This window comes from Sphingomonas sp. (assembly GCF_019242355.1).
Lineage (GTDB): Bacteria > Pseudomonadota > Alphaproteobacteria > Sphingomonadales > Sphingomonadaceae > Sphingomicrobium.
On record NZ_JAFAVR010000265.1, the window covers coordinates 1 to 22,656 of the forward strand.

Consider the following 22,656-nt stretch of genomic DNA (forward strand, 5'->3'; position numbering starts at 1 on the left):
TTCACCGAGGTTGGCTACGTCGGCCGCGACGTCGAGCAGATCGCCCGCGACCTCGTCGAGGAAGCGGTGCGACTGGAGCGCGAGCGGCGGCGGGCCAAGGTTCGGACTGCGGCCGAAGAGGCGGCGATGGACAAGCTGCTCGACGCACTGACCGGCAAGGGCTCAAGCGAGGCGACCCGCCAGAGCTTTCGCCAACGGTTCACCGATGGCAGCCTCGATCAGGCCGAGGTCGAGATCGAGGTCGACGAGGCGCCGTCGACTCCGTTCGAGATTCCCGGCATGGGAGCGCAGGTGTTCGACCTGAAGTCGATCATGGGCAAGGCGATGGGCCAGGCGCCCCGCACGCGGCGCAAGCTCAAGGTTCCGGACGCTTTCGCCCGCCTGACCGATGAAGAGGCCGACAAGAGGCTGGATCCCGACGACATCAACCGGGCGGCCCTTGCCGATGCAGAGGCCAACGGCATCGTCTTCCTCGACGAGATCGACAAGATCGCGGTCAGCGACGTTCGGGGTGGCTCGGTCAGCCGCGAGGGAGTCCAGCGCGACCTCCTGCCGCTGATCGAAGGAACGACGGTCGCGACGAAGTACGGGCCGCTCAAGACTGACCACATCCTGTTCATCGCGTCGGGCGCCTTCCACATCGCCAAGCCTGCGGACCTGCTTCCCGAGCTTCAGGGCCGGCTGCCGATTCGTGTCGAGCTGAAGGCTCTGACACAGGAGGATTTCGTGCGAATCCTCTCCGCGACCCGGGCGAGCCTGACCGAGCAGTACCAGGCGCTCCTGGGCACGGAGGGCGTCCGGGTCGAGTTTGCCGAGGACGGCATCGCCGCGCTTGCCCGGATCGCGGCCGAGGTGAACGAAGCGGTCGAGAATATCGGCGCCCGCCGGCTCCAGACGGTGATGGAAAAGCTGCTCGAGGACATCAGCTTCCAGGCCGAGGACAGATCGGGCGAAACTCTTCGCGTCGATGCCGCGTTTGTGGATACGCAGCTGTCGAGCATCGCGCGCAACGCCGACCTGTCGCGCTACGTGCTCTAGCTCTTCGATGTCCCGTTTTGGGGCATTTGTCCGGTCGCGCACACGGTTGACCGACTCCGCTGCATCTGCGGCGCGCGCCTGTCGTTGGCTTTTCACGAGCTTCAATCAGCAGTGGAGAAAGTCATGCAAAATCAATTAATTGCGTTTACCATCGCAACGTTAATGGCGACCGCCGCGGGCGCCCAGACACAGCCTGCAAGTCAGCAGACAACGACGACGACGCAAACGCCGACCCAGACCCAGACGACCACCACGGACAGCTCGACGACGGCTGTCCCGGGGACGCCCGCCACTCCGGCGCAGACCCAGACGACGACGACCCAGAGCACTACCACCACGCCAACCGATCCGGCGGGAACGCCGGTCGGGCCCTCGGCAACCGCGACGTCGACCTCGACGACGACGACCAGCGCCGGTGCTGCAACTGCCGCGACCGCGGCCGACGTCAAGAAAGGCCTGACCGTCTACGATGCGAAAGGCGGGCGGATCGGAACGGTCGAATCGGTGAGCGGCAAGGATGCGGTCGTCAGCACCGGCACCGCCCGCGCCTCGATCCCGATCTCGAGCTTCGCCAAGAACGACAAGGGCCTGGTGCTCGCAACCACCAAGGCGGAGATCGACGCGCAGGCGAAGGCATCCGCCAAACCCAAGAAATAGGTCAGGCGCCGACCGTACGATAGCGCCACAGCAGCCCTGGCGAGAAGGGCGGCCAGGCGCTCGTCTTGATCCCGGCCAGGCGCAGCCGGTCCGCTACCCAGCTGTTGCAGGTGCGGACCGCGCTCGCCTTGCCGACGCCCTCATAGAACGCGTCGCAGCAGCCGTAACCGGGATGGGCGAGCCTTTGCGGGCGGCCGTTGCGATCGAGCGCGAACTCGGCCCGGACAGAGGCCCATAGCCGCCGGTATTCCTCCGGCCGCAATCGGATCTGCCGCGATGCGAAGCCGGGGCTGTCGAGATATGCAACGTGCATGACACGCGGGCCGCCTTTCAGCGCTGACCAGATCGTGCGCGGCGTGATGTCCCACCATGTCGGCGTGTCGAGGTATACGTGTTGCTCGCCGGCTCCGAATGCGATCCAGCGGGCTGACGGCAACGGCGCCGCCTCGTCGCTCGCCGGAACGAACGCGGACCAGCCAAGCCCGTCGGCGGCGACGGGCATGACGATGTCCGTGTGGATGCCGTTGTCGGCGAGGTAGATCGTGGTTCCGGACCCGGTCTCGCTCCAGCCGGCGTTGACCGGCAGGAGTGAGCCGGCAAGCGCGGCCACCAGATAGGCCGCAGGCACCGCCAGCAGGCCCGCGAGCAACCGGCCAACCCACTTGCCCGCTTTGTCTTTCCGCCGCCTCCGAGCCACGCCGGTCCCCCGTAACCTACGCTGCATCCTTGCCTTGTCGGGTAGCGCTGCCTAGATGCCGCTGCCAAGTCGGGGCGTAGCGCAGCCTGGTAGCGGATCACACTGGGGGTGTGGAGGTCGCTGGTTCGAATCCAGTCGCCCCGACCATCGCACGATCATGCCGTCAGGAGGACGGCGCGATTGCCGCGAGTGTCTTTTCATGGAAAGTCTGCGCCGTCCCATGTCCAGCCCGCCACTGTTGATGACGATGATCCAGGCCGCGCCCGCGGATGGGCAACCGTCGGGCCTTGCCGCGCTAATGTTCCAGACGGTGCCGTTCCTGTTCATCGGGCTCATCATCTACTGGTTCATGTTCCGTCCGCAGCAAGTCCAGATGAAGGCGCACCGCGAGACGATCGCAGCGGTGAAGAAAGGCGATGAAGTTGTCACCGCCGGCGGCATCCGTGGCCGAGTGACCAAGGTCAGTGACGAGGACGCGGAAGTCGAGATCGCAAGCGGCGTGAAGGTCCGCGTCATCAAATCGACCATCGCCCAGGTGCTGCCGACCGGCAAGCCGGCGAACGACTGAGGTCCGCGATGCTCGAATTCCCGAAGTGGAAAGTCTGGCTCGTTTCGTTCGTCGTGGCGCTCGGCGTTCTGTGGTCGATCCCGAGCCTCATCACCGGAACGACGCTGGCGTCGCGCTGGCCGGCGTGGCTGCCCCAGTCCCGGATCAACCTTGGCCTCGACCTCGCGGGCGGAAGCCATCTGCTGCTCGAAGCCGACCAGACGGACGCGCTCAAGCACCGGCTTCAGGCGAAGGAAGACGAAGTCTCGACCGAGCTTCGCCACGACCCACAGATCGACATCGGCGACATCTCCACGAGCGGCGGCAACCTGTCGTTCCTGGTACGCGATCCGACGCAGGTCGACGCGGCGGTCGACCGGATGCGCAAGCTCAGCCAGCCGCTCGCGCTGACCGGCCAGCGCGACTGGGACGTGCAGGTGGTCGATTCGAGCCGCATCGTGCTGACCCCGACGCCCGCCGGAACCGCAAAGGCGCTCAAGGATGCGATGGGAGAGGCGCGGGACGTCGTCCGCCGCCGGATCGATCCTGGTGGAACCAAGGAGATCACGGTCGTCACCGAAGGCGGCAACCGGATCCTGGTCGAAGTGCCGGGCGTCGAGAATCCCGAGCAGCTCAAGGCGCTGATCGGCCAGACCGCCCGGCTCGAGTTCAAGCTGGTCGACACCAACCCCAACCCGACCGACGTCCAGCAGGGCCGGGCGCCGCCGGGAAGCCAGGTGCTGCCGATGGCCGACGCGAGCGGGCTGATTGCGGTCCAGCGGCGGGTGATGGTCTCGGGCGACCAGATCGTGAAGGCCACCCAGGGCTACGACCAGGACAACCGGCCGGACATCGAATTGACCTTCAACACGGCCGGCGCCAAGCGCTTCGGCCGCGTGACGCAGGAGAATGTCGGCAAGCCGTTTGCCATCATCCTCGACGACAAGGTGCTGTCGGCGCCCAATATCAATGAGCCGATCCTTGGCGGCCGCGCTCAGATCTCCGGGAATTTCACGGTCCAGAGCGCGAACGACCTTGCGGTCTCGCTGGCCTCGGGCCGGCTTCCGGTGAAACTCAACGTGATCGAGGAGCGAACCGTCTCCGCCGAGCTCGGGCAGGATTCGATTCAGAAGGGCGTGATCGCCAGCATCATCGGTACCCTGTGCGTGATTGTCTTCATGCTGGTCACCTATGGCCGGTTCGGGGTCTATGCGACGGCCGCACTGGTCGTGAACGGATTCCTCATCCTCGCGGTGATGGCGTTGTTCAACGCGACCCTGACGTTACCAGGCATCGCCGGCTTCATCCTGACCATCGGCGCCGCGGTCGACGCCAATGTCCTGATCAACGAGCGCATTCGCGAGGAGATCCGGCGGGGCCGACGGCTGCTCGACGCGATCGAGACCGGCTATCGCGAGGCCTTCCGGGCGATCTTCGACGCCAACGTCACGCACGTGATCTCGGCCGCGATCATGGCCTATTTCGGCTCCGGACCGGTGCGTGGCTTCGCGATCGTCCTCCTGATCGGCGTCGTCACTTCGGTGTTCACCGCCGTTTACTTCACGCGCATGCTGGTGGCTTTGTGGGTGCGCCGCACGCGCCCCAAAGCGCTGCACATTTAGCGCTGCACATCTGAGGCTCCTGGCATGAAGCTCCTGAAGCTCGTTCCCGACAACACCAACATCGACTTCATGCGCTATCGCAACATCGCGCTTGTGCTGTCGCTGATCGCGACCACCGTCTCGATCGTCTTCACCGCCTATCGCGGCCTCAACCTCGGCATCGATTTCGTCGGCGGCGAGGTCGTGCGCGCGGAATTCGCCCAGCCGGTTCCCATTGGCGACATCAGAAGCCGCGTCGACGGGATTTGCGGTTGCGAGGCCAACGTCACCACGCTCGGCAACGGCCGCACCTTCCAGATCCGCCTGCCCAAGCCACCGGGTCCCGATAGCGCGTCGAACAGCCTCGTCAGCAAGCTGCGCACGACCATCCCGCAGCAATATCCCGGCGCCCGGGTCGATGCCGGCGAGTCGGTGTCCGGGAAGGTCAGCGAGGAGCTTGCGAGCGACGGAGCGATGGCGATTGGTCTCGCCATGCTGGGGATCGCGATCTACATCTGGTTCCGCTTCGAGTGGCAATTCGGCGTCGGCGCCCTGCTGACGCTCGCCCACGACGTTTCGATGACTCTCGGCTTCTTCGCCTTCACGCGGCTCCAGGTGGACCTCAACGTGGTCGCGGCGCTGCTGACGATCATCGGCTATTCGCTGAACGACACCGTCGTCATCTACGACCGAATCCGCGAAGATCTGCGCAAGTATCGCAAGATGGCGATCCTGCCGCTGCTCAACCTCTCGCTGAACGAGACTCTGGCGAGGACGGTGGTGACATCGCTGACGGTGCTTATCGCGCTCGGTGTCCTGATGCTGATCGGGCCGCAGGTGATCTTCGGGCTTGCGATCGCCATCTTCCTCGGGGTTCTGATCGGCACCTATTCGTCGATCTACATCTCGGCGCCGGTGCTGGTCTGGCTGAAGGTGAATCCGGACAGTTTCGTGCGCACCGACGACAAGGATGAAAAGGGCGCCGCGGCGGCGCAGACCGCCTGACCGCGCTTGCCGGCCGGCCGTCAGTCGCCATTCAGGCGCCGCTTCGCATGCCGCGCTTGGCCAGCCTTTGACCGCACGCTAAGAGGACTTTCGATGCCTAAGCTTACCCGTTCCGTCGCCCTCCTCGTCGGCTGCGCCCTCGTCCTGCCGCTCGCTGCCTGCGCCCATGGCGGCAAGCACGGCGGCGACACTGCTTACGTCGCGCGCGACGTCAACACGCTCTACGCCGCCGCCAAGGGCATGATGGACAAGGGCGACTACCTGATGGCCGCCAAGCTGTTCGATGAGGTCGAGCGGCAGCATCCCTATTCGGTCTGGGCTCGCCGGGCGCAGGTCATGAGCGCGTTCAATTATTATCTCGCGGAGAAATACTCGGATTCGATCAGCTCCGCGCAGCGCTTCCTGACCATCCACCCGGGCAATTCCGAGGCGCCCTACGCTCATTATCTGGTCGCAATGAGCTACTACCAGCAGATCGAGGATGTGAACCGCGACCAGGCGACGACGGCACAGGCGCTGAACGCGTTCAACGAGCTCATCCGCCTCTATCCGGACACTCGCTACGCATCCGATGCGCGGCTGAAGCTCGACCTCATCCAGGACCATCTCGCCGGCAAGGAGATGGAGGTCGGACGCTTCTACGAGCGCTCGGGCGAATGGCTGGCCGCGAGCCTCCGGTTCCGCAAGGTCGTGGATCAGTACCAGACCACCAGCCACGCGCCCGAAGCCCTGGAGCGACTGGTTGAATGCTATCTTGCGCTCGGCATCCCGGACGAGGCGGACAAGGCGGCCGCGGTGCTCGGACGCAACTACAACGGCACCTATTGGTACAAGCAGGCCTACATGCTGATCGCGCGCAAGACTCCGCGGGGCGCGCGGCAGGCAATTGCGCCGACGCCCGTGCAGACACCGGCACAGGCGCCTACCCCGGCGGCAATGCCGGCGCCGCCGCAAAGCTGAACCTGCGCCGGGGGCCGCCTCAAGTCATGCTGAGGCAGCTCGCCATCCAAAATATCGTGCTCGTCGAACGGCTCGACATCGATTTCGAGCCGGGCCTGGGCGTCCTGACCGGGGAGACCGGGGCGGGCAAGTCGATCCTCCTCGATGCGCTGGGCCTGGCGCTGGGGTCGCGGGCCGACAGCGGGCTGGTGCGGTCGGGGACAGACGGCGCCGCGGTCTCTGCCGAGATCGACCTGCCGCCCTGGCATCCGGTCCGCCATCGGCTTGGAGAGCAGGGGATCGAGGCTGAGCCAGACGAGCCGCTCATCCTGCGCCGGACGCTCAAGGCGGATGGTGCAAGCCGCGCCTTTGCCGCCGGGGCTGCCGTGCCGGCCGGACTGCTTCGCGACATCGGAGCGCTGGCGATCGAGGTTCATGGACAGCAGGACGATCGCGGCTTGCTCAACCCCCGGGGACACCGTGCGCTGCTCGACGCCTTCGGCAAGATGGACACGGTGCCGGTGGCGGCCGCTTGGGCCGAGGTGGCGCGGATTGAAGCCGATCTCACCCAGGCCCGTTCCGAAGCGGAGGCCGCCGAACGCGACCGCGACTATCTCGAATTCGCGTCCGGCGAGATCGCCCGGCTGGCGCCCGAGACGGGCGAGGAGACCCGGCTCGCCGAGGATCGGTTGGCGATGCAGGCGGGGCTCAAGGCTGGGGAGTCGCTTGCGGGTCTCGACGAGTTGCTCGGCGGGTCTGACGGAGCGCTTGCGCAGCTTCGCCAGGCGGCGCGGCGGATCGAGCGGGGCGCGGCCGATCATCCGCTGCTGGCCGATGCGCTCGCGGCCCTGGACCGGGCGGTGATCGAGGCGGCCGACGCGGAAGACAGGATCGCGCGCGCCGCGGATGCGCTCGCCTTCGACCCCGCTCGGCTGGAACAGGTCGAAGCCCGGCTGTTCGACATCCGCGCCCTCGCTCGCAAGCACCGCGTCGAACCCGACGCGCTTGCCGGACTTGGCGAGACAATGCGCGCGCAGCTCGCGGACATCGAGGCTGGCGGTGAGAGGATCGCTGCGCTGGAGCGCGACCTCGCCGCCGCGCGTCAGGTCTACGCGACCGCGGCGGAACAGCTGACCGAGCAGCGGCGGGCAGCGGCAGGGCGCCTCGACGAAGCGGTCGCTCGGGAGCTCGTCCCGCTGAAGCTCGACGCCGCCCGCTTTCGAACGACCATCGCTCCTGCCGATGCCGGCCCCGCCGGCGCCGACCGCGTCGAGTTTGAAATCTCGACCAACCCGGGCGCTCCGTTCGGGCCGCTGACCCGCATCGCGTCGGGCGGCGAGATGTCGCGCTTCATCCTGGCGCTCAAGGTCGCGCTCGCCGAAGCCGGATCCGCCGCGACCATGATCTTCGACGAGGTCGATCGCGGCGTCGGCGGCGCGGTCGCAAGCGCAATCGGGGAGCGCCTCGCCCGCCTCGCCGAGCGCTCGCAGGTCCTCGTCGTCACTCATTCGCCGCAGGTGGCGGCGCGCGCGTCGCATCACTATCGCATCGAGAAATCGCACGGCGACGGCGGCACTCGAACCAGCGTCCGCAAGTTGAGCGGGGAGGAACGCCGGGAAGAGATTGCGCGCATGCTCTCCGGCGCATCGATCACCGAAGAGGCCAGAGCGCAGGCCGCGAAACTACTGGAGGCTGCATGAGCAAGGAACGCCGGATCGCGCACGAGTTCGAAGGCGAGGCGCTGGAAAGCGTGTTCGTCGGGCGGCGCGATCACGAGGTCCGGCCCACCGTCATCCTCGTCCCGACCGTGATGGGCGTGAGCGACCTCGAGATCGGGTTCGGCAAGCAACTGGTCGAGCTCGGCTATAACGCCCTGGTCGCCGACCTGTTCGGCAAGCAGTTCCACGGGGCGCCGCGCGACACGATGTTCGGCGAGCTAACCCGGATTCGCGCCGACCGAGCGGCGCTGAGGCGGCGGATGCAATCCGTGCTCGAAGTTGCTCGGGGGATCGAAGAGGTAAAGTCCGACCAAGTCGTCGTCGCCGGTTATTGCTTCGGCGGGCAGTGCGCGCTCGACCTCGCGCGCAGCGGCGCCGACATCGCCGCGGCAGTCAGCTTCCACGGCCTGTTCGACCCGCCCGGCCTGCCGCCCGAAAAGATCAAGGCGAAGGTCGTCGCTTTCCACGGCTGGGACGATCCGATGGTGCCGCCCGACGCAGTGGTGGCCCTCGGCAAGGAGCTGACCGACTCCGGCTGTGACTGGCAGATCCAAGCCTATGGCCACGTCGGGCATGGCTTCACCAACCCGCATGCAAGCTCGCTCCAGATCGACGGCGTCGCCTACAACGCGCTGGCGGCCGAGCGCAGCTGGACGAGCTTCGTCAACCTGCTCGAGGAATTGTTCGGCGGTGCCCACTGAGCTGACCGAGGCCGACGCCGCCAACCGCCTGATGCGGCTGGCGCGGGAGATCGCGAGGCACGACCGGCTGTACCACGACCAGGACGCGCCGGAGATTTCCGACGCGGAATATGATGCGCTGGTCCGCGAGAACCGCGAGCTGGAGGAGCGCTTCCCGCAATTGGTGCGCGCGGATTCGCCGTCGAAGCGGCTGGGTGCGGCGCCGACGTCGACGCTCGCCAAGGTCTCCCACGCGAAGCCGATGCTCAGCTTGGACAATGTGTTCTCGGACGAGGAGCTGGGCGAGTTCGTCACGCGCGTGCGCCGTTTCCTTAGCCTTCCATCCGACGAATCCATCGCTCTCACCGCGGAGCCGAAGATCGACGGGCTGAGCTGCTCGTTGCGGTACGAGCGCGGCCAGCTCGTGCTCGGCGCAACCAGGGGTGACGGCGCCGTCGGCGAGGATGTGACGCCAAACGTGCGGACGATCCGCGACATCCCCCACTCGCTGAAGGATGCCCCGGACACCCTGGAGGTGCGCGGTGAAGTCTATATGGCGAAATCCGACTTCGAGGCGCTGAACGAGCGGCAGGAAGCATACGGCGGCAAGGTCTTCGCAAACCCGCGCAACGCGGCTGCGGGATCGTTGCGCCAGAAGGATCCGGCCATCACCGCCGCGAGGCCGCTTCGTTTCCTCGCGCACGGCTGGGGTGAGACCAGCGCCTCGCTCGGCGCGGCGCAGTCGCTGGCCATGCGAGCGATCGAGCGGCTGGGTTTCCCGGTCAGCGACCTGCTCGTGCGGTGTGATACCCTCGACGCCGCCATTGCGCACTACCGCCTGATCGAGCAGCGGCGCGCCGACCTGCCGTATGACATCGACGGTGTGGTGTTCAAAGTCGCAAGGCTCAACTGGCAGGAGCGGCTCGGGCAAGTCGGCCGAGCGCCGCGATGGGCAACCGCCTATAAGTTCCCCGCCGAGAAGGCCGAGACGACGCTCGAGGCGATCGACATTCAGGTCGGCCGGACCGGCAAGCTGACGCCGGTCGGCCGGCTAAAGCCGGTCGGCGTCGGCGGGGTCATCGTTGCCAACGTCACGCTCCACAACCGCGACGAGATCGCGCGGCTGGGCCTGCGCATCGGAGACAGGGTCCGGATCCAGCGCGCCGGCGACGTCATCCCGCAGGTCGTCGAGAACCTGACCCGGGACGAGAAGCGCGAGCCTTACATTTTTCCCGACCACTGTCCCGAATGCCAGTCGGAAGCCGTGGCCGAGGAGGGCGAGGTCGACGTCCGCTGCACCGGCGGTCTCATCTGCCCTGCCCAGCGCTTCGAGCGGCTGCGGCACTTCGTGTCGCGCGGCGCGCTCGACATCGAGGGGTTGGGCGAGAAGTCGATCGCGGAGTTCATCGAGCTTGGCTGGCTTTACTCACCCGCCGACATCTTCCGGCTCCGAGGCCACCGGCAGGACCTGATCGGCCGCGAGGGATGGAAGGACAAATCCGTCGATGCGCTCCTCGCCGCGATCGAGGCCAAGCGCCGCCCGGACGGCCCGCGCCTGCTGTTCGGCCTCGGCATCCGCCACGTCGGCATCGTCACCGCCCGCGACCTGCTCAAATGCTTCGGCACCATCGAGGAGCTGCGGCGCGCCGCGCTGTCGGAGGGCGGCGAGGCGGAACTGTCGGGCGTCCAGGGCGTCGGCCCGGTCGTCGCCGGGGCGCTGGTCGATTTCTTCCACGAGCCGCACAACCGCGAGGTGCTCGACAACCTCCTCTCCGAAGTCGCGCCGCAGCCCTATGTCAGCGACGCGAGAGCGACCGAATGGACCGGCAAGACCATCGTCTTCACCGGCACCCTCGAAACCATGAGCCGCGACGAAGCCAAGGCACAGGCCGAGCGGCTCGGGGCCCGCGCGGCCGGATCGGTCAGCGCAAAGACGGACCTAGTGGTGGCAGGCCCGGGAGCCGGGTCGAAGCTCAAGAAGGCGGAGGAGTTGGGCGTCCGCGTCGTGAGCGAGGAGGATTGGGCGGCGATTGTTGCGGGAGCCTAGAGGCTAATGTCCGCTTTGGGCGGAAAGCAGCCACTGGGGCGTCGGCGAAAACATCCGAGCACGCCAGAGATTGCGACGCTGCGCGAGGCTACGTTAGACGATTGGCCGTGAAACGCTGGCAGCCCCTTGTAGCTATCCCCTGCTTATCGTTTCTGGCCGCTTGTTCGCTGGTCTCGCGCGCCCACCGTGAATTTCAGATCTGTGCTGTTCCGGAAGCTGCGTTCTTCAACGACATTTCCAACACCGTAAATCAACTGGGGTATCGAGCCTCGACGGGAACTGCTGAAGATGCCCAGGGACATCTGACGACCGTTATGAAAGCGACGAGATGGACCACTGCCATATGGGCAACCAATCAGGTCGTATTCCCAGCGCTGAACCAAGCGGGGGGCGAAGTCATTCCGAGGCACGACGCTTTTTACATCAGCGTGGACGGCCTAACGTCTGCTCAAGTTAACCGCGCCTATGGCAGTCTCATTTCGAAGCTCTCCCATGATGGATATCGCGTCAGCTACGAGCCTTGCCCCTGACCGCCTAATGTCTGCTTTGGGTCGAAAGCGGACATTACGCTGTCCTACAGGCCGTGATTTTGTGAGACTGTGTCGCAGCTATGAACGCGCCGCTCTTCCACGCTTGTCGTCACTCCCGCCGTCCGTTCCTAAAGTCACACAAAAAGCGCCGCTGTCCGGCCTTAGTGACTTTAAGCGTCCGCCCTACCGTGCCCCGCTTGTCCGCCGGATGAAGTCGGCGACGTTGGCATGCAACTCCGCCAGCGTCGGTTGGTGGACGTACACCATGTGGCCGGACTGATAGTAATGATACTCGATATTGCCGAGCAGCGACGGAGGGACGGGGAGGTGGCGTAGCTCCTCCTTGCCTTCGAAATAGGGCGTCGAGACGTCGAAATAACCGCCGTTGACCATCACCTTGAGCGTCGGGTTGGTCTTCATCGCCTCGGCAAGGTCGGGGAGCACGTTGGGCAGCATGATCAGCGGCTTGTCGGCGCCCGGCGGCTGATGCTTGTAATCCCACTTGGAATAGATCGGGATGCCGGACTTGAACTGGATGTCCGGCCGGTAATTGAGCCGGTCGCGGGCATAGGACTGCCACGCCGCGACATAGGCCGCGCCGAGCGCCGCGCTCTGCGGGTCGTAGGTCGCGACCTTGCTCAGCGGGTCGAGCGTGTCGCCGAGGAAGCGGGTGTCGAGCGTGCCGGTCGTCAGGCCGCGCTCCGCCATTAGTTCCTTTTGGAACGCGCCATATTCGATGCGCAGGTTCGACTTCAGCAGGTAGGCAACCGAAAGGCCGGTGTAGGCCGAAAGCTGCCGCGCGATCCGCTGCCGCTCCGCCTCCGGCAGGTCGTTGCCTTTGAGCAAAGCCGCCGAATAGTCGCCGGTCGCGAACTGTTCGACCTGGGCTAGGTAGGCGTTGAGGTCTGCCGGTCGGCTGGGCGACTTGTCGAAATACCAAGCGGTCGCGGCATAGGTCGGCAGCGCCACGACATAAGGCGTGTCGATGCCGGGGTTGAGCTGCGGGTCGTCGGGCATGAAGTCCCAGTTGAGGATGTCCGACAGCAGCATCACGCCGTTGAGGTCGACGTCAGCCTGCTGCAGCGCCAGCGACAGGCCCGCCGCGCGCATCGTCCCGTAGCTTTCGCCGAACAGATATTTGGGCGAGTTCCAGCGGTCGTACTTGGTCAGGAACTGGGTGATGAAGTCGGTGAAGGCGTGGATGTCCTGGTCGACGCCATAGAAGGCCTTGTCCTTGTCCTTGCCGGCGATGCGCGAGAAGCCGGTTCCGGGCGCGTCGATGAAGACGAGGTCCGACGCGTCGAGTAGGCTCTGGTCGTTGTTGACGGTCGAATAAGGCGCCGGGCTGTTGTGGCGGGCGTCGGCGGTGACGACGCGGACCGGCCCGAACGCACCCATGTGAATCCAGATGCTCGACGAGCCCGGGCCGCCATTGAACAGGAAGGTGATCGGCCGGGCGGCGGCGGGCACGCCCTGCTTGAAGTAGGCCGTGTAGAACATCGACGCTTCGGGCTTGGGCCCCGACTTGCCCTTGTCCTTGTCGGACGCAAAATCCGCGTCTGCTTCGGCGGTATCGGTGTCTTCCCATTCCTTGGCATGAACGACGAGCGTGCCGGCGACCGAGTCATAGGCGATCGGCTGACCACCGACGGTGACCGTGCCGCCCGCTCGCACTTCGCTGGGCTTGAAGAAAAAGCGCTTGGCCCTGTCGCTCTCGCTCTCGTCGGTGACTTTCGCGGGGGTCTTGGGCGGCGCCTTAACGTGGGCGGAGGCATGGCGAGTAATCGGGGCGGAAAGTGCGGGGGCGCCGACGAGCGCGACCGCGGCGAGCAGGAATGGCAGCTTCATCGCTTTCCTCTCGCAGCGGTGTGTGGCGGCGACAAGTGTCTAGTCCGGGGCCGCCCCGACGAGCACCGGCCATTCGCTAGAACCAGTCGCGCTGAGAGTGAAACCGAGCGCTTCGTACGCAGTGGCGACGGCACTTGCCTGATTGTCCAGCAGCCCTGCGAGCACGATCCTCCCGCCGGGCGCGATTGCCTTGGCGAAATTCGGCGCGAGCTCGATCAGCGGGCCGGCGAGGATGTTGGCGATGAGCAGGTCGAACGGCGCTCGGGCGGCGAGCAGCGGCGAGTCCATGCCGTCGGCGATGCCAAGCAGCAGCTCGCCAGGCCCATGACCGACCCTGACGCCGTTGATCGCCGCATTGTCGCGCGCGACATCGATAGCGACGGCGTCGATGTCGGTCGCAATGCACTTCGCCCGCGGCCACAGCGCCAGCGCCGCGAAGGCAAGAAGCCCGGTCCCGGTGCCGACGTCCGCGACATTGGCGAAGCTTGCGCCCGATCGCTCCAGAGCATCGAGCGCCTCGAGGCAACCGGCCGTGGTCGCATGCTGGCCGGTCCCGAACGCCAGGCTCGCATCGATCTCGAACGGTATCGTGCCGGGAGGCTGTCCGCGATACATCGGCGTATGGACGTAGAAGCGGCCGGCGCCGATCGGCTGCAGGCCCTCCTGGCTCATCGTGATCCAGTCGGCTTCGCCAAGCTCCTCCAGCCTGGGCTCACCCCTGCCCAGGGCGCGTAGCGCACCCAGATCATGGTCCGACGGCGGCAGGTCGAAATAGGCGTGGATCAACCAGTCGTCGGGCTGCGCGGGGTCCGGCTCGTCGGCAACCAGCACCGGAGGGCTGCCGCTCTCGGCGAAGAGATGGTCGGCGCCCGCGATGGCCTCGCCCTGAGCGCGGCTACAGGGGATGGTCGCGCGCCAGCTCATTGAGGCGCGGATTCTTGCGTCGCGTAGGCCTTGCACGCGCCTTGGTCGAACAAGGGCTGGCCGACCACCAGGCGTTTCACCATTTCGCTTGCGGCAGGCATCGCGGTGACGAGGATTTCGCACGGACCGGCGGCGATACTCGCCGCTGTGGCACTGTCGCCCGGCACCCGGCTCGCCGCGTAGACGATCGTCCGGCAGATGCCGGTCTCGCAGCTCACCCAGCGCCAGCTCAAGCCGCCGGACGGCGAGGCGATCGCGGTCAGCAGGATGTTACCGAGCCGAACTTCGTCGCCGTCCCTGACAATGCGGCCAGCTTCGGCCAACGGAATCTCGTCGCCGGAACCCCTGCGAAGGAGCGCGGCGCCGCCCGGGGAGGCGACGATGGTCGCTCCACTCATCCGCTGCAGTTTGGCAATCCCGCCGAGATGGCCGGCATCCGTGTCGCTGTGCAGGATGTAGCGAATGTCCGACGGCGAATAGCCGAGCTCGCGGATGTTGGCGGAGATAAGGTCCGCGTCCCCGGCCTCGCCACCGTCGATCAGCACGTCGCCCTGGTCGCCGACGATGAGCATCGACGACAGGCCGCAAGTTCCGACGAGATAGGAATTGGCGTGGATGCGGACCGGCGGCGCGGCCCTGTTGCGGTCACTCGAGCCCTGGCACGCCGCCGCCCATAACGGGCCGGACGTCTCGATTGGCGCACGCGGCTGCTCGTTCACCTTCGGGTGGCCGAACGGAATTACGATCTGTTGTGCGGCGAGGATCAGCGCGGCGAGGGTTTCAGCGAACATAGCTCGCTCCGTTGACGTCGATCACCGCGCCGGTCGCCGACGGCGGCGCTTCGGTTGCTGCCCAGCGGATCACTTCCGCCACTTCGTCGGTGCTGGCGACTCGCCCGAGCGGGATCTCGGCGAGGATTTTCGCGCCGCCCCGACCTTCAAGATAGTCGGCCGTCATCTCCGACACCGTGAAGCCGGGCGTCACAGCGAAGGCGAGGATGCCCTCCGACGCATAGCCGCGTGCGATCGACTTGGTCATTCCGATCATGCCAGCCTTCGACGCCGCGTAATGCCAGTGCTGCGGACTGTCGCCGCGATAGGCCGCGCGGCTGGAGATGTTGACGATACGGCCCCCACCGGTCTCGCGAAAATGACGAATGGCGAGCCGGCAGAGATCGGCGGCCGACTGCAGGTTGATGGTCATCGTCCGCGCCCAGGCGCGCTGCCAATCCTCGTCGGATGCGGTTTCGTCGGCGGTCTCGTAAATGCCGGCATTATTGACGAGCACGTCGATCTTGCCGTCGAGGCGGTCGATTGCGGCATCCCAGATGAGGGAAGGGGCTTCGGAATCTTCGAGGTCGCCACCGATCAGCTCGCTGCCGCCGCGGGTGGAATGGCCAACGACGTCGTGGCCGCGGGACTTGAGGAGCGCATAAGCGGCCGCGCCAATGCCGCGGCTCGCGCCGGTGATCAGGATGTTCATGAAGGGTGCCTAACACCCAATCGTCATCCCCGCGCAAGCGGGCCACGTCGTCTAGGTTCCCGCCTTCGCCGGAACGACCAGGATCCCCCTTAGGCCGCCAGCCCGTGAACGAAGGCCTTGGCGCTCGACTTGAAGTTGGAAATCTGATCGCTGAAGCGGCCGAAGCCCTGTTCGACCTCGTCGATGTCCTTGGCGACGCTCTCGGTGTCGCTGCGGATCGCGGCGATGGTCGAGCTCATCGAATCGGCGGCCAGCGCGGTCTCGTCAACGGCAGCGGTGATCATGGTGACGGTCTGCGCCTGCAGCTCCATCGCCTCGCGGATGCGGTCGGCGGAGAATTGCACTTCCTCGACGGTGCCCTGAATCGACCCGTTGGCGTCGACCGTCTGACGGGTCGCCTGCTGGATGGCGGTGATCTTGGCGGTGATGTCGTCGGTCGCGCGGGCGGTCTGGGAGGCGAGACTCTTCACTTCCTGGGCGACGACCGCGAAGCCGCGGCCGGCGTCGCCGGCCCGCGCCGCCTCGATGGTGGCGTTGAGCGCGAGGAGATTGGTCTGGCCTGCGATGTCGCGGATCAGGCTGAGGATCGATTCGATCGCCTCGACGTGCTCGGACAGCATCTGGCTGACCTTCACGGCCTGGCTCGCCTGGTCGCCGGCGCGGGTCGCGACGCCCGCGGCCACTTCGACCTCGGATCGCGCGTCCTCGATGGCGCGGATCAGACCGGCCGCCGTCTGGGCGGCTTCGCGCATGGCGACGGCGGACTGCTCCGCGGCGGCGGCGACTTCGCTGGTCTTGCCGAGCATGCCGCGCGCCGACGAGGCGGTCGCCCGGGTGCGGTCGCTGAGGACCTTCGATTGCTCCGTGCTGGCGCGCACCAGCTCCGACACACGGCGCTCGAACTGCTCACTCTCGCGGCCGCGCTCGTTGGCGGCGTCAATGACTTCCAGGAGCGAAACCTGCGCGAGGATGATGTCGGTCTCGATGACGTCCAGTCGGTAATATGCCGAAATGAAGCTCGCGAGCTTTTGTGCGTCGCTTCGGTATTCGTTGCTCAAGGCGGCGAACACGCGGTCCGCGATCTCGATCCGCTCCGCGATATATTTGGGGACCGACGTGTGATCGCTGAAGATCTGACGGCCATATTCCGCGATCGATTGGACCCAAGCCGCATCGACCTTGCCGGAATAGATTTTCGCGTATCGGTCCGCGCGCTCCGGCCCGAACTGAGCCTGGATTTCGGACACCACGGAGGGCAGAGCGCACTCCTTGTACAGCTCGATGTCGCGCTCGAGCGATCCGCCTGCATTATAGGCCGCAAGCCGGGCGCTCACCTGCTCGTCGGTCAGCCGCTGCAGCTGTCCAGTGTCCGCACCCATCGATCGCCCTTCCAATAGCCTTGTCTCAGGGACTGCTCTTGCCCGACAATGGTTAAGACCGGGTTAGACGATCGGGCTGGCGTTGCGAATCTTGCCTCGCGGTGGTCGCCGCCCTAAGCGGGCCGCATCGGCGCGACCCTCGGCGCGCAACGCAAGCTCAATCAACGAAAGCGGGCTGTCCATGGCTGCCAATCCATCCAGACCCCCGGCGAGACCGCTCTCGCCGCACCTGACGATCTGGCGATGGGGACCGCACATGGCCGTCTCCATCCTCCATCGAGCGACCGGCATGGCGCTGACCTTCGCCGGGCTCGGGCTGCTCACCTGGTGGCTTGTTGCGATCGCCGGCGATCCGAGCGGCTTCGCCACCTTCACCAAGGTCGCGACGCACCCGATTGGCGTCATCGTGCTGATTGGCCTGACCTGGTCGTTCTTCCAGCACCTGCTGTCGGGCATCCGCCACCTCATCATGGACACGGGCTCGGCCTTTGAGCTTCAGACCAACAAGACGCTCGCGATCGCTACGATCGTCGGTTCGCTGCTGCTGACAGCCGCCCTCTGGGCGTGGCTTCTGTTTGGAACGCGGGCATGAGGAGTTTCGGACAATGAGCTTGGGCGACAGCGCCACGCCGCTCGGCAAGGTTCGCGGCACTGGTTCGGCCCATGCGGGCGGTGAGCATTGGCTGAGCGAGCGGGTGACGAGCATCGCGTTGCTGCTGCTCGGCCTGTGGTTGATCGTCTCGTTGCTGCTCCTTCCGGCGCTCGACCAGCGCACCCTGGTCGAGTGGCTGCGGCTGCCGAGCGCGGCCGTGCCGATGGCGCTGCTCATCATTATCGGCTTCCGCCACGCGCTCGAAGGGATGAAGGTCGTCGTCGACGATTATGTCCATGAGGAGGGCAATCGCTTCGCCCTCAACACCCTGCTGCTGTTCCTGAGCGTCGGCGGAGGCGCGCTGGCGCTGTTCGCGCTTGCTCGCATCGCATTCGGAGGCGGCGCTTGAGCACGACTTACCCTATCATGGACCACACCTATGATGTGGTGGTCGTCGGCGCGGGAGGCGCAGGGCTTCGCGCGACCATGGGGGCGGCCAATGCCGGCCTCAAGACCGCCTGCGTGACCAAGGTCTTCCCGACGCGCAGCCACACGGTGGCCGCGCAGGGCGGCATCGCGGCCAGTCTCGGCAACATGGGCCCGGACCACTGGACCTGGCACATGTACGACACCGTCAAGGGCTCCGACTGGCTCGGCGACCAGGACGCGATCGAGTATCTGACCCGCGAGGCGCCCGCCGCCGTCATCGAGCTCGAGCACGCCGGCCTTCCGTTCAGCCGTACTCCCGAAGGCAAGATCTACCAGCGCGCGTTCGGCGGAATGACCCAGAACATGGGCGAGGGGCCGACCGCGCAGCGCACCTGCGCCGCTGCCGACCGAACCGGCCACGCCATGCTTCACACGCTCTACCAGCAGAGCCTGAAGTATGACGCGGATTTCTTCGTCGAATATTTCGCGATCGACCTGATCATGGAGAACGGCGCCTGCCGAGGCGTCATTGCCTTGTGCCTGGACGACGGCTCGATCCACCGCTTCCGCGCCCAGGCCGTCGTGCTCGCGACCGGCGGATACGGCCGCGTCTATTTCTCGGCGACCTCGGCACACACTTGCACCGGCGACGGCAATGCGATGGTGCTTCGCGCTGGCCTGCCGCTGCAGGACATGGAATTCGTGCAGTTCCACCCGACCGGCATCTATGGTGCCGGAGTCCTCATCACCGAGGGCGCGCGCGGCGAGGGCGGCTACCTGACCAATGCCAGCGGCGAGCGGTTCATGGAGCGCTACGCCCCGTCGGCGAAGGATCTCGCCAGCCGCGATGTCGTCTCACGCTCGATGGCGATGGAGATCCGCGAGGGCCGCGGGGTCGGCGAGCACAAGGACCACATCTTCCTCCACCTCGACCATATCGACCCGAAGATCCTGGCCGAGCGCCTGCCCGGCATCACCGAGACGGCGATGATCTTCGCGGGCGTCGACCTGACGCGCCAGCCAATCCCGGTCGTGCCGACCGTCCACTACAACATGGGCGGCATCCCGACCAACTATCATGGCGAGGTCGTCACCCTGAAGGACGGCAAGCCGGACACGGTCGTCCCGGGCCTGTTCGCGGTCGGCGAGGCGGCCTGCGTTTCGGTCCACGGCGCCAACCGCCTCGGCTCCAACAGCCTGATCGATCTCGTGGTATTCGGCCGTGCGACGGGCATGCGGCTCGGCGAGACGCTCAAGGCCAATGCGTTGCAGGACGAGCTTCCCAAGGACTCGGCCGACCTCGCGCTGGCCCGGCTGGATCACTTCCGCAACGCCGACGGCAAGAGCCCAACCGCCGACATCCGCCTCAACATGCAGCGCACCATGCAGTCGGACTGCGCTGTGTTCCGCACCGACAAGACGCTGGCCGAGGGCGTCGAGAAGATCGACGGCATCTACGGCCGGATGCAGGACGTGAAGGTCTCCGACCGCAGCCTCATCTGGAACAGCGACCTCGTCGAGACGCTCGAGCTCGACAACCTGCTCGCCCAAGCCGTGGTCACCATGCACTGCGCCGCCAACCGCAAGGAAAGCCGCGGCGCGCACATGCAGGAAGATTATCCCGAGCGCGACGACACGAACTGGATGAAGCACACCATCGCCTGGTTCGACGGCTGGGGCGGCAAGGCTCCGGCCGGCGGCATCAAGATCGATTACCGCCCGGTGCACAGCTACACGCTCACCAGCGACATCGAGTACATCAAGCCGAAAAAGAGAGTTTACTGACTTGTCTCGGCTGGATCAGCCAAGCACGCGGACTAGTACCCAGACAAGAATGGAAATGACCGCGACGGCGAGCGCGGCGGTCGTTAGCCAAGCCGCGGCCACGCCGTAGCGATCCTCGATCCGATCGTAGATCGCTTCCAAGAAAGCTAGCGCGATAAGGTCTTCCAAACGGGCAGTCCTGACTGGTTCAGAAGTCCACCTTATCATAGTGTGACGGCGGCACGATCACTTCCATTCGTTCGCCGAGCAGAGGCCTGAACCCCGGCCGCGATTTCATCACGGCGTACCAGTCCTTGGTTTGCTTGTGTCCGCGCCAGTCGAGGGCGCCCAGATAGTCGACCACGCTCAGATGCGCCGCCGCAGTGAAGTCGGCGAGGCTCAGGCCCGGACCGGCCAGCCATCTCCGGTGGTCGAGCAGATAGTCGAGATAGTCGATGTGCTCGCCCGCGACCCGCATCGCTTCGCGCAGGACCTTGGTGTCCGGGCTCTCGCGGGTCACCAGGCGCTTCCTCATCCGCTCGTGCATCAGGGGCTCGACCGCCTCGCGATAGAGCTTGAGGTCGAACCATTCGGTCATCCGCCGGATTTCGGCGCGCATCCCGGCATTGCCATGGATCATCGGCATGCGGTCGACGGTCTCGTCGAAATATTCGACGATCGGCTGCGAGCCTATGAGGGTGATGCCCTGGTCGGGCTCGACCAGGACCGGCGTCTCGCCGGCGGGATTGAGGTCCATGAACTCGTCGCGCTTTTCCCAGGGGTTCTCGCGCACCAGCTCGTGGCCGACGCCTTTTTCGGCGAGGACGAGGCGAACCTTGCGGGAGAAGGGGCACAACGGGAACTGGAAGAGCTGCCACATGGGCGGGCAGCTTTAGCGTGTGGGCGGCGAGCGTCTAGCGCCGAGGATAGGTCGGATCGGGCATATTCGCCGTTGCCCGCTCGATCGCGCGGCTGGCCTGCTGGATCCCCTGCATGACCTGGGGGACGGCCTCGTCGACAGACTGGATGCCCTGGCGGACGATCGGCCGCGCCTGGGCGATCGTGCGGTGGAGGTTGCGCTCGAAATTCGGGTCCTTGGCGCTCGCCATGTCGCGCACGGTCATCTGTCGCTCGGCCGCTGTCGCCGGGCGCCCGTCGATCGCGGCCTCAAGCTTGCCCACCTTCACGTCAAGCAGGGCGTCGGTGACCGCGTCGAGCGCGTTCGCAACCTTGTCGGCGGCAGCCGGCGAAATGACCATCGCCGGCGGCGGAGGCGCCACCTGGGCCGAAGCGGGTGCGGCTACGGCGAGCAACGGCAGGATCGAAATCGTGGCACGCATCGGTCGGATCTCTCGCAAGCCGCTGAATTCTAGCGCAAACAGCTTAGCCGAAGCTGAACGCCAGATAAATCAACGAAGTGACAGCCAGGCGAGGGCGGCCGCTCCGGCAATGATCCGGTACCAGGCGAAAGGCGCGAAACCGTGCTTCGAGATGTAGGCGACGAACGCCCGCACGACGAACAGCGCAACGACGAAGCTGACGACGAAACCGACGGCGATCGTGCCGAAGCCGACTCCGGACGCGCCCGCCATGATCTCGTCATGATGCTTGGCGAGCTCCAGCGTCGTCGCCCCGACCATGGTCGGGATGGCGAGGAAGAAGCTGAACTCCGCCGCGGTGCGCCGTTCGACGCCAAGGCTGAGCGCGCCCATGATCGTCGCACCCGACCGGCTGACGCCCGGAATCATTGCCAGGCACTGCGCGATGCCGATGCCGATGGCGGTTTTCACCGGCAACTCGGCGACTCCCACGGTGTCCGACCGCTTCGCGAGCTTCTCGATGACCAGGATGGCGATGCCGCCGGCGATGAAAGCAATCGCGACCACCGTCGCATTCCCGAGCAGCGCTTCGATATGCTTCAGCAGGATGAAGCCGAGAAGCGCCGATGGCAGGAAGCCGATCAGTACGTTTCGGACGAAGCGGATCGCAACCGGATCGCGCTTGAGCAGCCCCTCGATCACCGCCCAGAACGTCCGCCAGTAGAGCACGACGATCGCCAGGATCGCGCCCAGCTGGATGATGACGTTGAAGGCATTCCACTGTGCATCATTGTAGCCGAGCAGGGTGCTCGCCAGAATCAGATGCCCGGTCGACGAGACCGGCAGGAACTCGGTGACGCCCTCGACGATGCCGAGGATGATGGCGATCAGCAGGATTGGCATGGGCTAGGCGTCGAGCCTTAGTTGGTGGCGGTCAAATTAATTCGCCGCCCGGCGAACTTGCCGCCCTTCTGGAAGCGGCCGAGCCAATCGTAGCCGACGGCCGCAAGCGGGGTCGGCTCGATCCCGAATGCCTCGAGTCCGCTCGATCCGCCGGCAGGCACATTGTCCCGCTGCAGCATCAGCCATTGATCGCGGGTCAGTGGCGCTCCCGGCAGCCAGCCGAGCCGCGCAATCGCGCTCGCAGCGAAGTCCGGCATGTGCACGACTTCAGGCGTCTGGCCGGTCAGCTCCAGGATCGCCTGGTGAAGCTCGGCCATGCTCATCACCTGCGGACCGCCGATCTCGAAGATCTTGCCGCCGTAGGTCTCGGGCTTCAGCGCCGCCATCGCGATAGCCTTGGCGAGGTCGCGGACATAGACCGGCTGGAAGTTTCGCTTGCTCGCGATCACAGGAAGGAAGGGCAGGCGGGCCATGCCGGCGAAGCGGTTGGTAAGATTGTCCTCCGGCCCGAACACCAGCGACGGCCGAATGATCGTCGCATCCGGGAACGCCTCGCG

23 protein-coding genes, 1 tRNA gene and 1 pseudogene are annotated in these 22,656 nt (G+C 66.0%); 14 read left to right on the plus strand and 11 right to left on the minus strand.

The window, feature by feature from the left end; genetic code table 11:
- Both hslU and JOZ79_RS12625 read left to right on the plus strand, forming a co-directional pair.
- Window positions 1-1,038, plus strand: a 1,038-nt coding sequence (gene hslU, locus JOZ79_RS12620; RefSeq protein WP_294074748.1) for an ATP-dependent protease ATPase subunit HslU, incomplete at its 5' end; no start/stop codon positions are given.
- 162 nt (window positions 1,039-1,200) lie between these two features.
- Entirely contained in the window at window positions 1,201-1,695 is a 495-nt protein-coding gene (locus JOZ79_RS12625) for a hypothetical protein (protein ID WP_294074751.1), read from the plus strand.
- Window position 1,696: 1 nt separating this feature from the next.
- Here the strand turns inward: JOZ79_RS12625 and JOZ79_RS12630 are convergent, their stop codons facing one another.
- Window positions 1,697-2,392 (minus strand): TIGR02117 family protein, encoded by a 696-nt coding sequence (locus JOZ79_RS12630; protein ID WP_294074753.1) that lies wholly within the window; start codon window positions 2,390-2,392, stop codon window positions 1,697-1,699.
- 70 nt (window positions 2,393-2,462) lie between these two features.
- Here JOZ79_RS12630 and JOZ79_RS12635 point away from each other — a divergent pair.
- From JOZ79_RS12635 to JOZ79_RS12675, 9 genes are all read left to right on the plus strand, one after another.
- Window positions 2,463-2,539, plus strand: a tRNA-Pro gene (locus JOZ79_RS12635).
- 73 nt (window positions 2,540-2,612) lie between these two features.
- Window positions 2,613-2,960, plus strand: coding sequence for a preprotein translocase subunit YajC (gene yajC, locus JOZ79_RS12640; protein ID WP_294074756.1), 348 nt, complete (start codon window positions 2,613-2,615; stop codon window positions 2,958-2,960).
- Window positions 2,961-2,968: 8 nt separating this feature from the next.
- Window positions 2,969-4,561, plus strand: a complete 1,593-nt coding sequence (gene secD / locus JOZ79_RS12645) for a protein translocase subunit SecD (protein WP_294074758.1) — start codon at window positions 2,969-2,971, stop codon at window positions 4,559-4,561.
- A gap of 24 nt (window positions 4,562-4,585) precedes the next feature.
- Window positions 4,586-5,545, plus strand: a complete 960-nt coding sequence (gene secF / locus JOZ79_RS12650) for a protein translocase subunit SecF (RefSeq protein ID WP_294074759.1) — start codon at window positions 4,586-4,588, stop codon at window positions 5,543-5,545.
- Between the two features lie 93 nt (window positions 5,546-5,638).
- Window positions 5,639-6,505, plus strand: a complete 867-nt coding sequence (locus JOZ79_RS12655; RefSeq protein WP_294074762.1) for an outer membrane protein assembly factor BamD — start codon at window positions 5,639-5,641, stop codon at window positions 6,503-6,505.
- 26 nt (window positions 6,506-6,531) lie between these two features.
- On the plus strand, window positions 6,532-8,184 hold the full coding sequence (gene recN, locus JOZ79_RS12660) for a DNA repair protein RecN (protein ID WP_294074764.1): 1,653 nt from the start codon (window positions 6,532-6,534) through the stop codon (window positions 8,182-8,184).
- A complete protein-coding gene (locus tag JOZ79_RS12665) occupies window positions 8,181-8,903 on the plus strand; it encodes a dienelactone hydrolase family protein (protein WP_294074767.1) in 723 nt (240 codons plus the stop codon). The genes recN and JOZ79_RS12665 overlap by 4 nt, the downstream gene beginning before the upstream one ends.
- Window positions 8,893-10,929 (plus strand): NAD-dependent DNA ligase LigA, encoded by a 2,037-nt coding sequence (gene ligA / locus JOZ79_RS12670; protein ID WP_294074768.1) that lies wholly within the window; start codon window positions 8,893-8,895, stop codon window positions 10,927-10,929. Before JOZ79_RS12665 ends, ligA begins: the two co-directional genes overlap by 11 nt.
- 107 nt (window positions 10,930-11,036) lie before the next feature.
- A complete protein-coding gene (locus JOZ79_RS12675; protein WP_294074771.1) occupies window positions 11,037-11,459 on the plus strand; it encodes a hypothetical protein in 423 nt (140 codons plus the stop codon).
- Between the two features lie 183 nt (window positions 11,460-11,642).
- On the opposite strand, the gene JOZ79_RS12680 is transcribed toward JOZ79_RS12675, so the two are convergent.
- From JOZ79_RS12680 to JOZ79_RS12700, 5 genes are all read right to left on the minus strand, one after another.
- A complete protein-coding gene (locus tag JOZ79_RS12680; RefSeq protein ID WP_294074774.1) occupies window positions 11,643-13,307 on the minus strand; it encodes a peptidase S10 in 1,665 nt (554 codons plus the stop codon).
- Window positions 13,308-13,346: 39 nt separating this feature from the next.
- Window positions 13,347-14,231, minus strand: a complete 885-nt coding sequence (locus JOZ79_RS12685) for a 50S ribosomal protein L11 methyltransferase (RefSeq protein ID WP_294074777.1) — start codon at window positions 14,229-14,231, stop codon at window positions 13,347-13,349.
- Window positions 14,228-15,022, minus strand: coding sequence for an MBL fold metallo-hydrolase (locus tag JOZ79_RS12690; RefSeq protein ID WP_294074779.1), 795 nt, complete (start codon window positions 15,020-15,022; stop codon window positions 14,228-14,230). The genes JOZ79_RS12685 and JOZ79_RS12690 overlap by 4 nt, the downstream gene beginning before the upstream one ends.
- Window positions 15,012-15,713 (minus strand): SDR family NAD(P)-dependent oxidoreductase, encoded by a 702-nt coding sequence (locus JOZ79_RS12695; protein WP_294074781.1) that lies wholly within the window; start codon window positions 15,711-15,713, stop codon window positions 15,012-15,014. Before JOZ79_RS12695 ends, JOZ79_RS12690 begins: the two co-directional genes overlap by 11 nt.
- An 89-nt stretch (window positions 15,714-15,802) precedes the next feature.
- The gene (locus JOZ79_RS12700; protein WP_294074783.1) at window positions 15,803-17,092 is read right to left on the minus strand and encodes a methyl-accepting chemotaxis protein; all 1,290 of its coding nucleotides are present in this window, start codon (window positions 17,090-17,092) and stop codon (window positions 15,803-15,805) included.
- Window positions 17,093-17,273: 181 nt separating this feature from the next.
- On the opposite strand from JOZ79_RS12700, the gene sdhC reads away from it, so the two are divergent.
- The 3 genes from sdhC to sdhA are packed head-to-tail and all read left to right on the plus strand — an operon-like array spanning window position 17,274 to window position 19,898.
- Entirely contained in the window at window positions 17,274-17,684 is a 411-nt protein-coding gene (sdhC, locus tag JOZ79_RS12705; RefSeq protein ID WP_294074785.1) for a succinate dehydrogenase, cytochrome b556 subunit, read from the plus strand.
- A gap of 13 nt (window positions 17,685-17,697) precedes the next feature.
- Entirely contained in the window at window positions 17,698-18,093 is a 396-nt protein-coding gene (gene sdhD / locus JOZ79_RS12710) for a succinate dehydrogenase, hydrophobic membrane anchor protein (RefSeq protein ID WP_294074788.1), read from the plus strand.
- The gene (gene sdhA, locus JOZ79_RS12715) at window positions 18,090-19,898 is read left to right on the plus strand and encodes a succinate dehydrogenase flavoprotein subunit (protein WP_294074790.1); all 1,809 of its coding nucleotides are present in this window, start codon (window positions 18,090-18,092) and stop codon (window positions 19,896-19,898) included. The genes sdhD and sdhA overlap by 4 nt, the downstream gene beginning before the upstream one ends.
- Window positions 19,899-19,913: 15 nt before the next feature.
- Here sdhA and JOZ79_RS12720 read toward each other — a convergent pair whose 3' ends face one another.
- The 5 genes and pseudogenes from JOZ79_RS12720 to JOZ79_RS12740 form a co-directional block, all read right to left on the minus strand.
- Window positions 19,914-20,066, minus strand: coding sequence for a hypothetical protein (locus JOZ79_RS12720; RefSeq protein ID WP_294074792.1), 153 nt, complete (start codon window positions 20,064-20,066; stop codon window positions 19,914-19,916).
- A 19-nt stretch (window positions 20,067-20,085) separates the two neighbouring features.
- Window positions 20,086-20,757: a glutathione S-transferase family protein gene (locus JOZ79_RS12725; protein WP_294074794.1), complete on the minus strand. Its 672-nt coding sequence runs from the start codon at window positions 20,755-20,757 to the stop codon at window positions 20,086-20,088.
- A 34-nt stretch (window positions 20,758-20,791) separates the two neighbouring features.
- On the minus strand, window positions 20,792-21,217 hold the full coding sequence (locus tag JOZ79_RS12730) for a hypothetical protein (protein WP_294074797.1): 426 nt from the start codon (window positions 21,215-21,217) through the stop codon (window positions 20,792-20,794).
- A gap of 69 nt (window positions 21,218-21,286) precedes the next feature.
- Entirely contained in the window at window positions 21,287-22,099 is an 813-nt protein-coding gene (locus tag JOZ79_RS12735) for an undecaprenyl-diphosphate phosphatase (RefSeq protein WP_294074799.1), read from the minus strand.
- 17 nt (window positions 22,100-22,116) lie between these two features.
- Window positions 22,117-22,656 (minus strand): annotated as a pseudogene (locus JOZ79_RS12740) (complex I NDUFA9 subunit family protein); the annotation flags it as partial.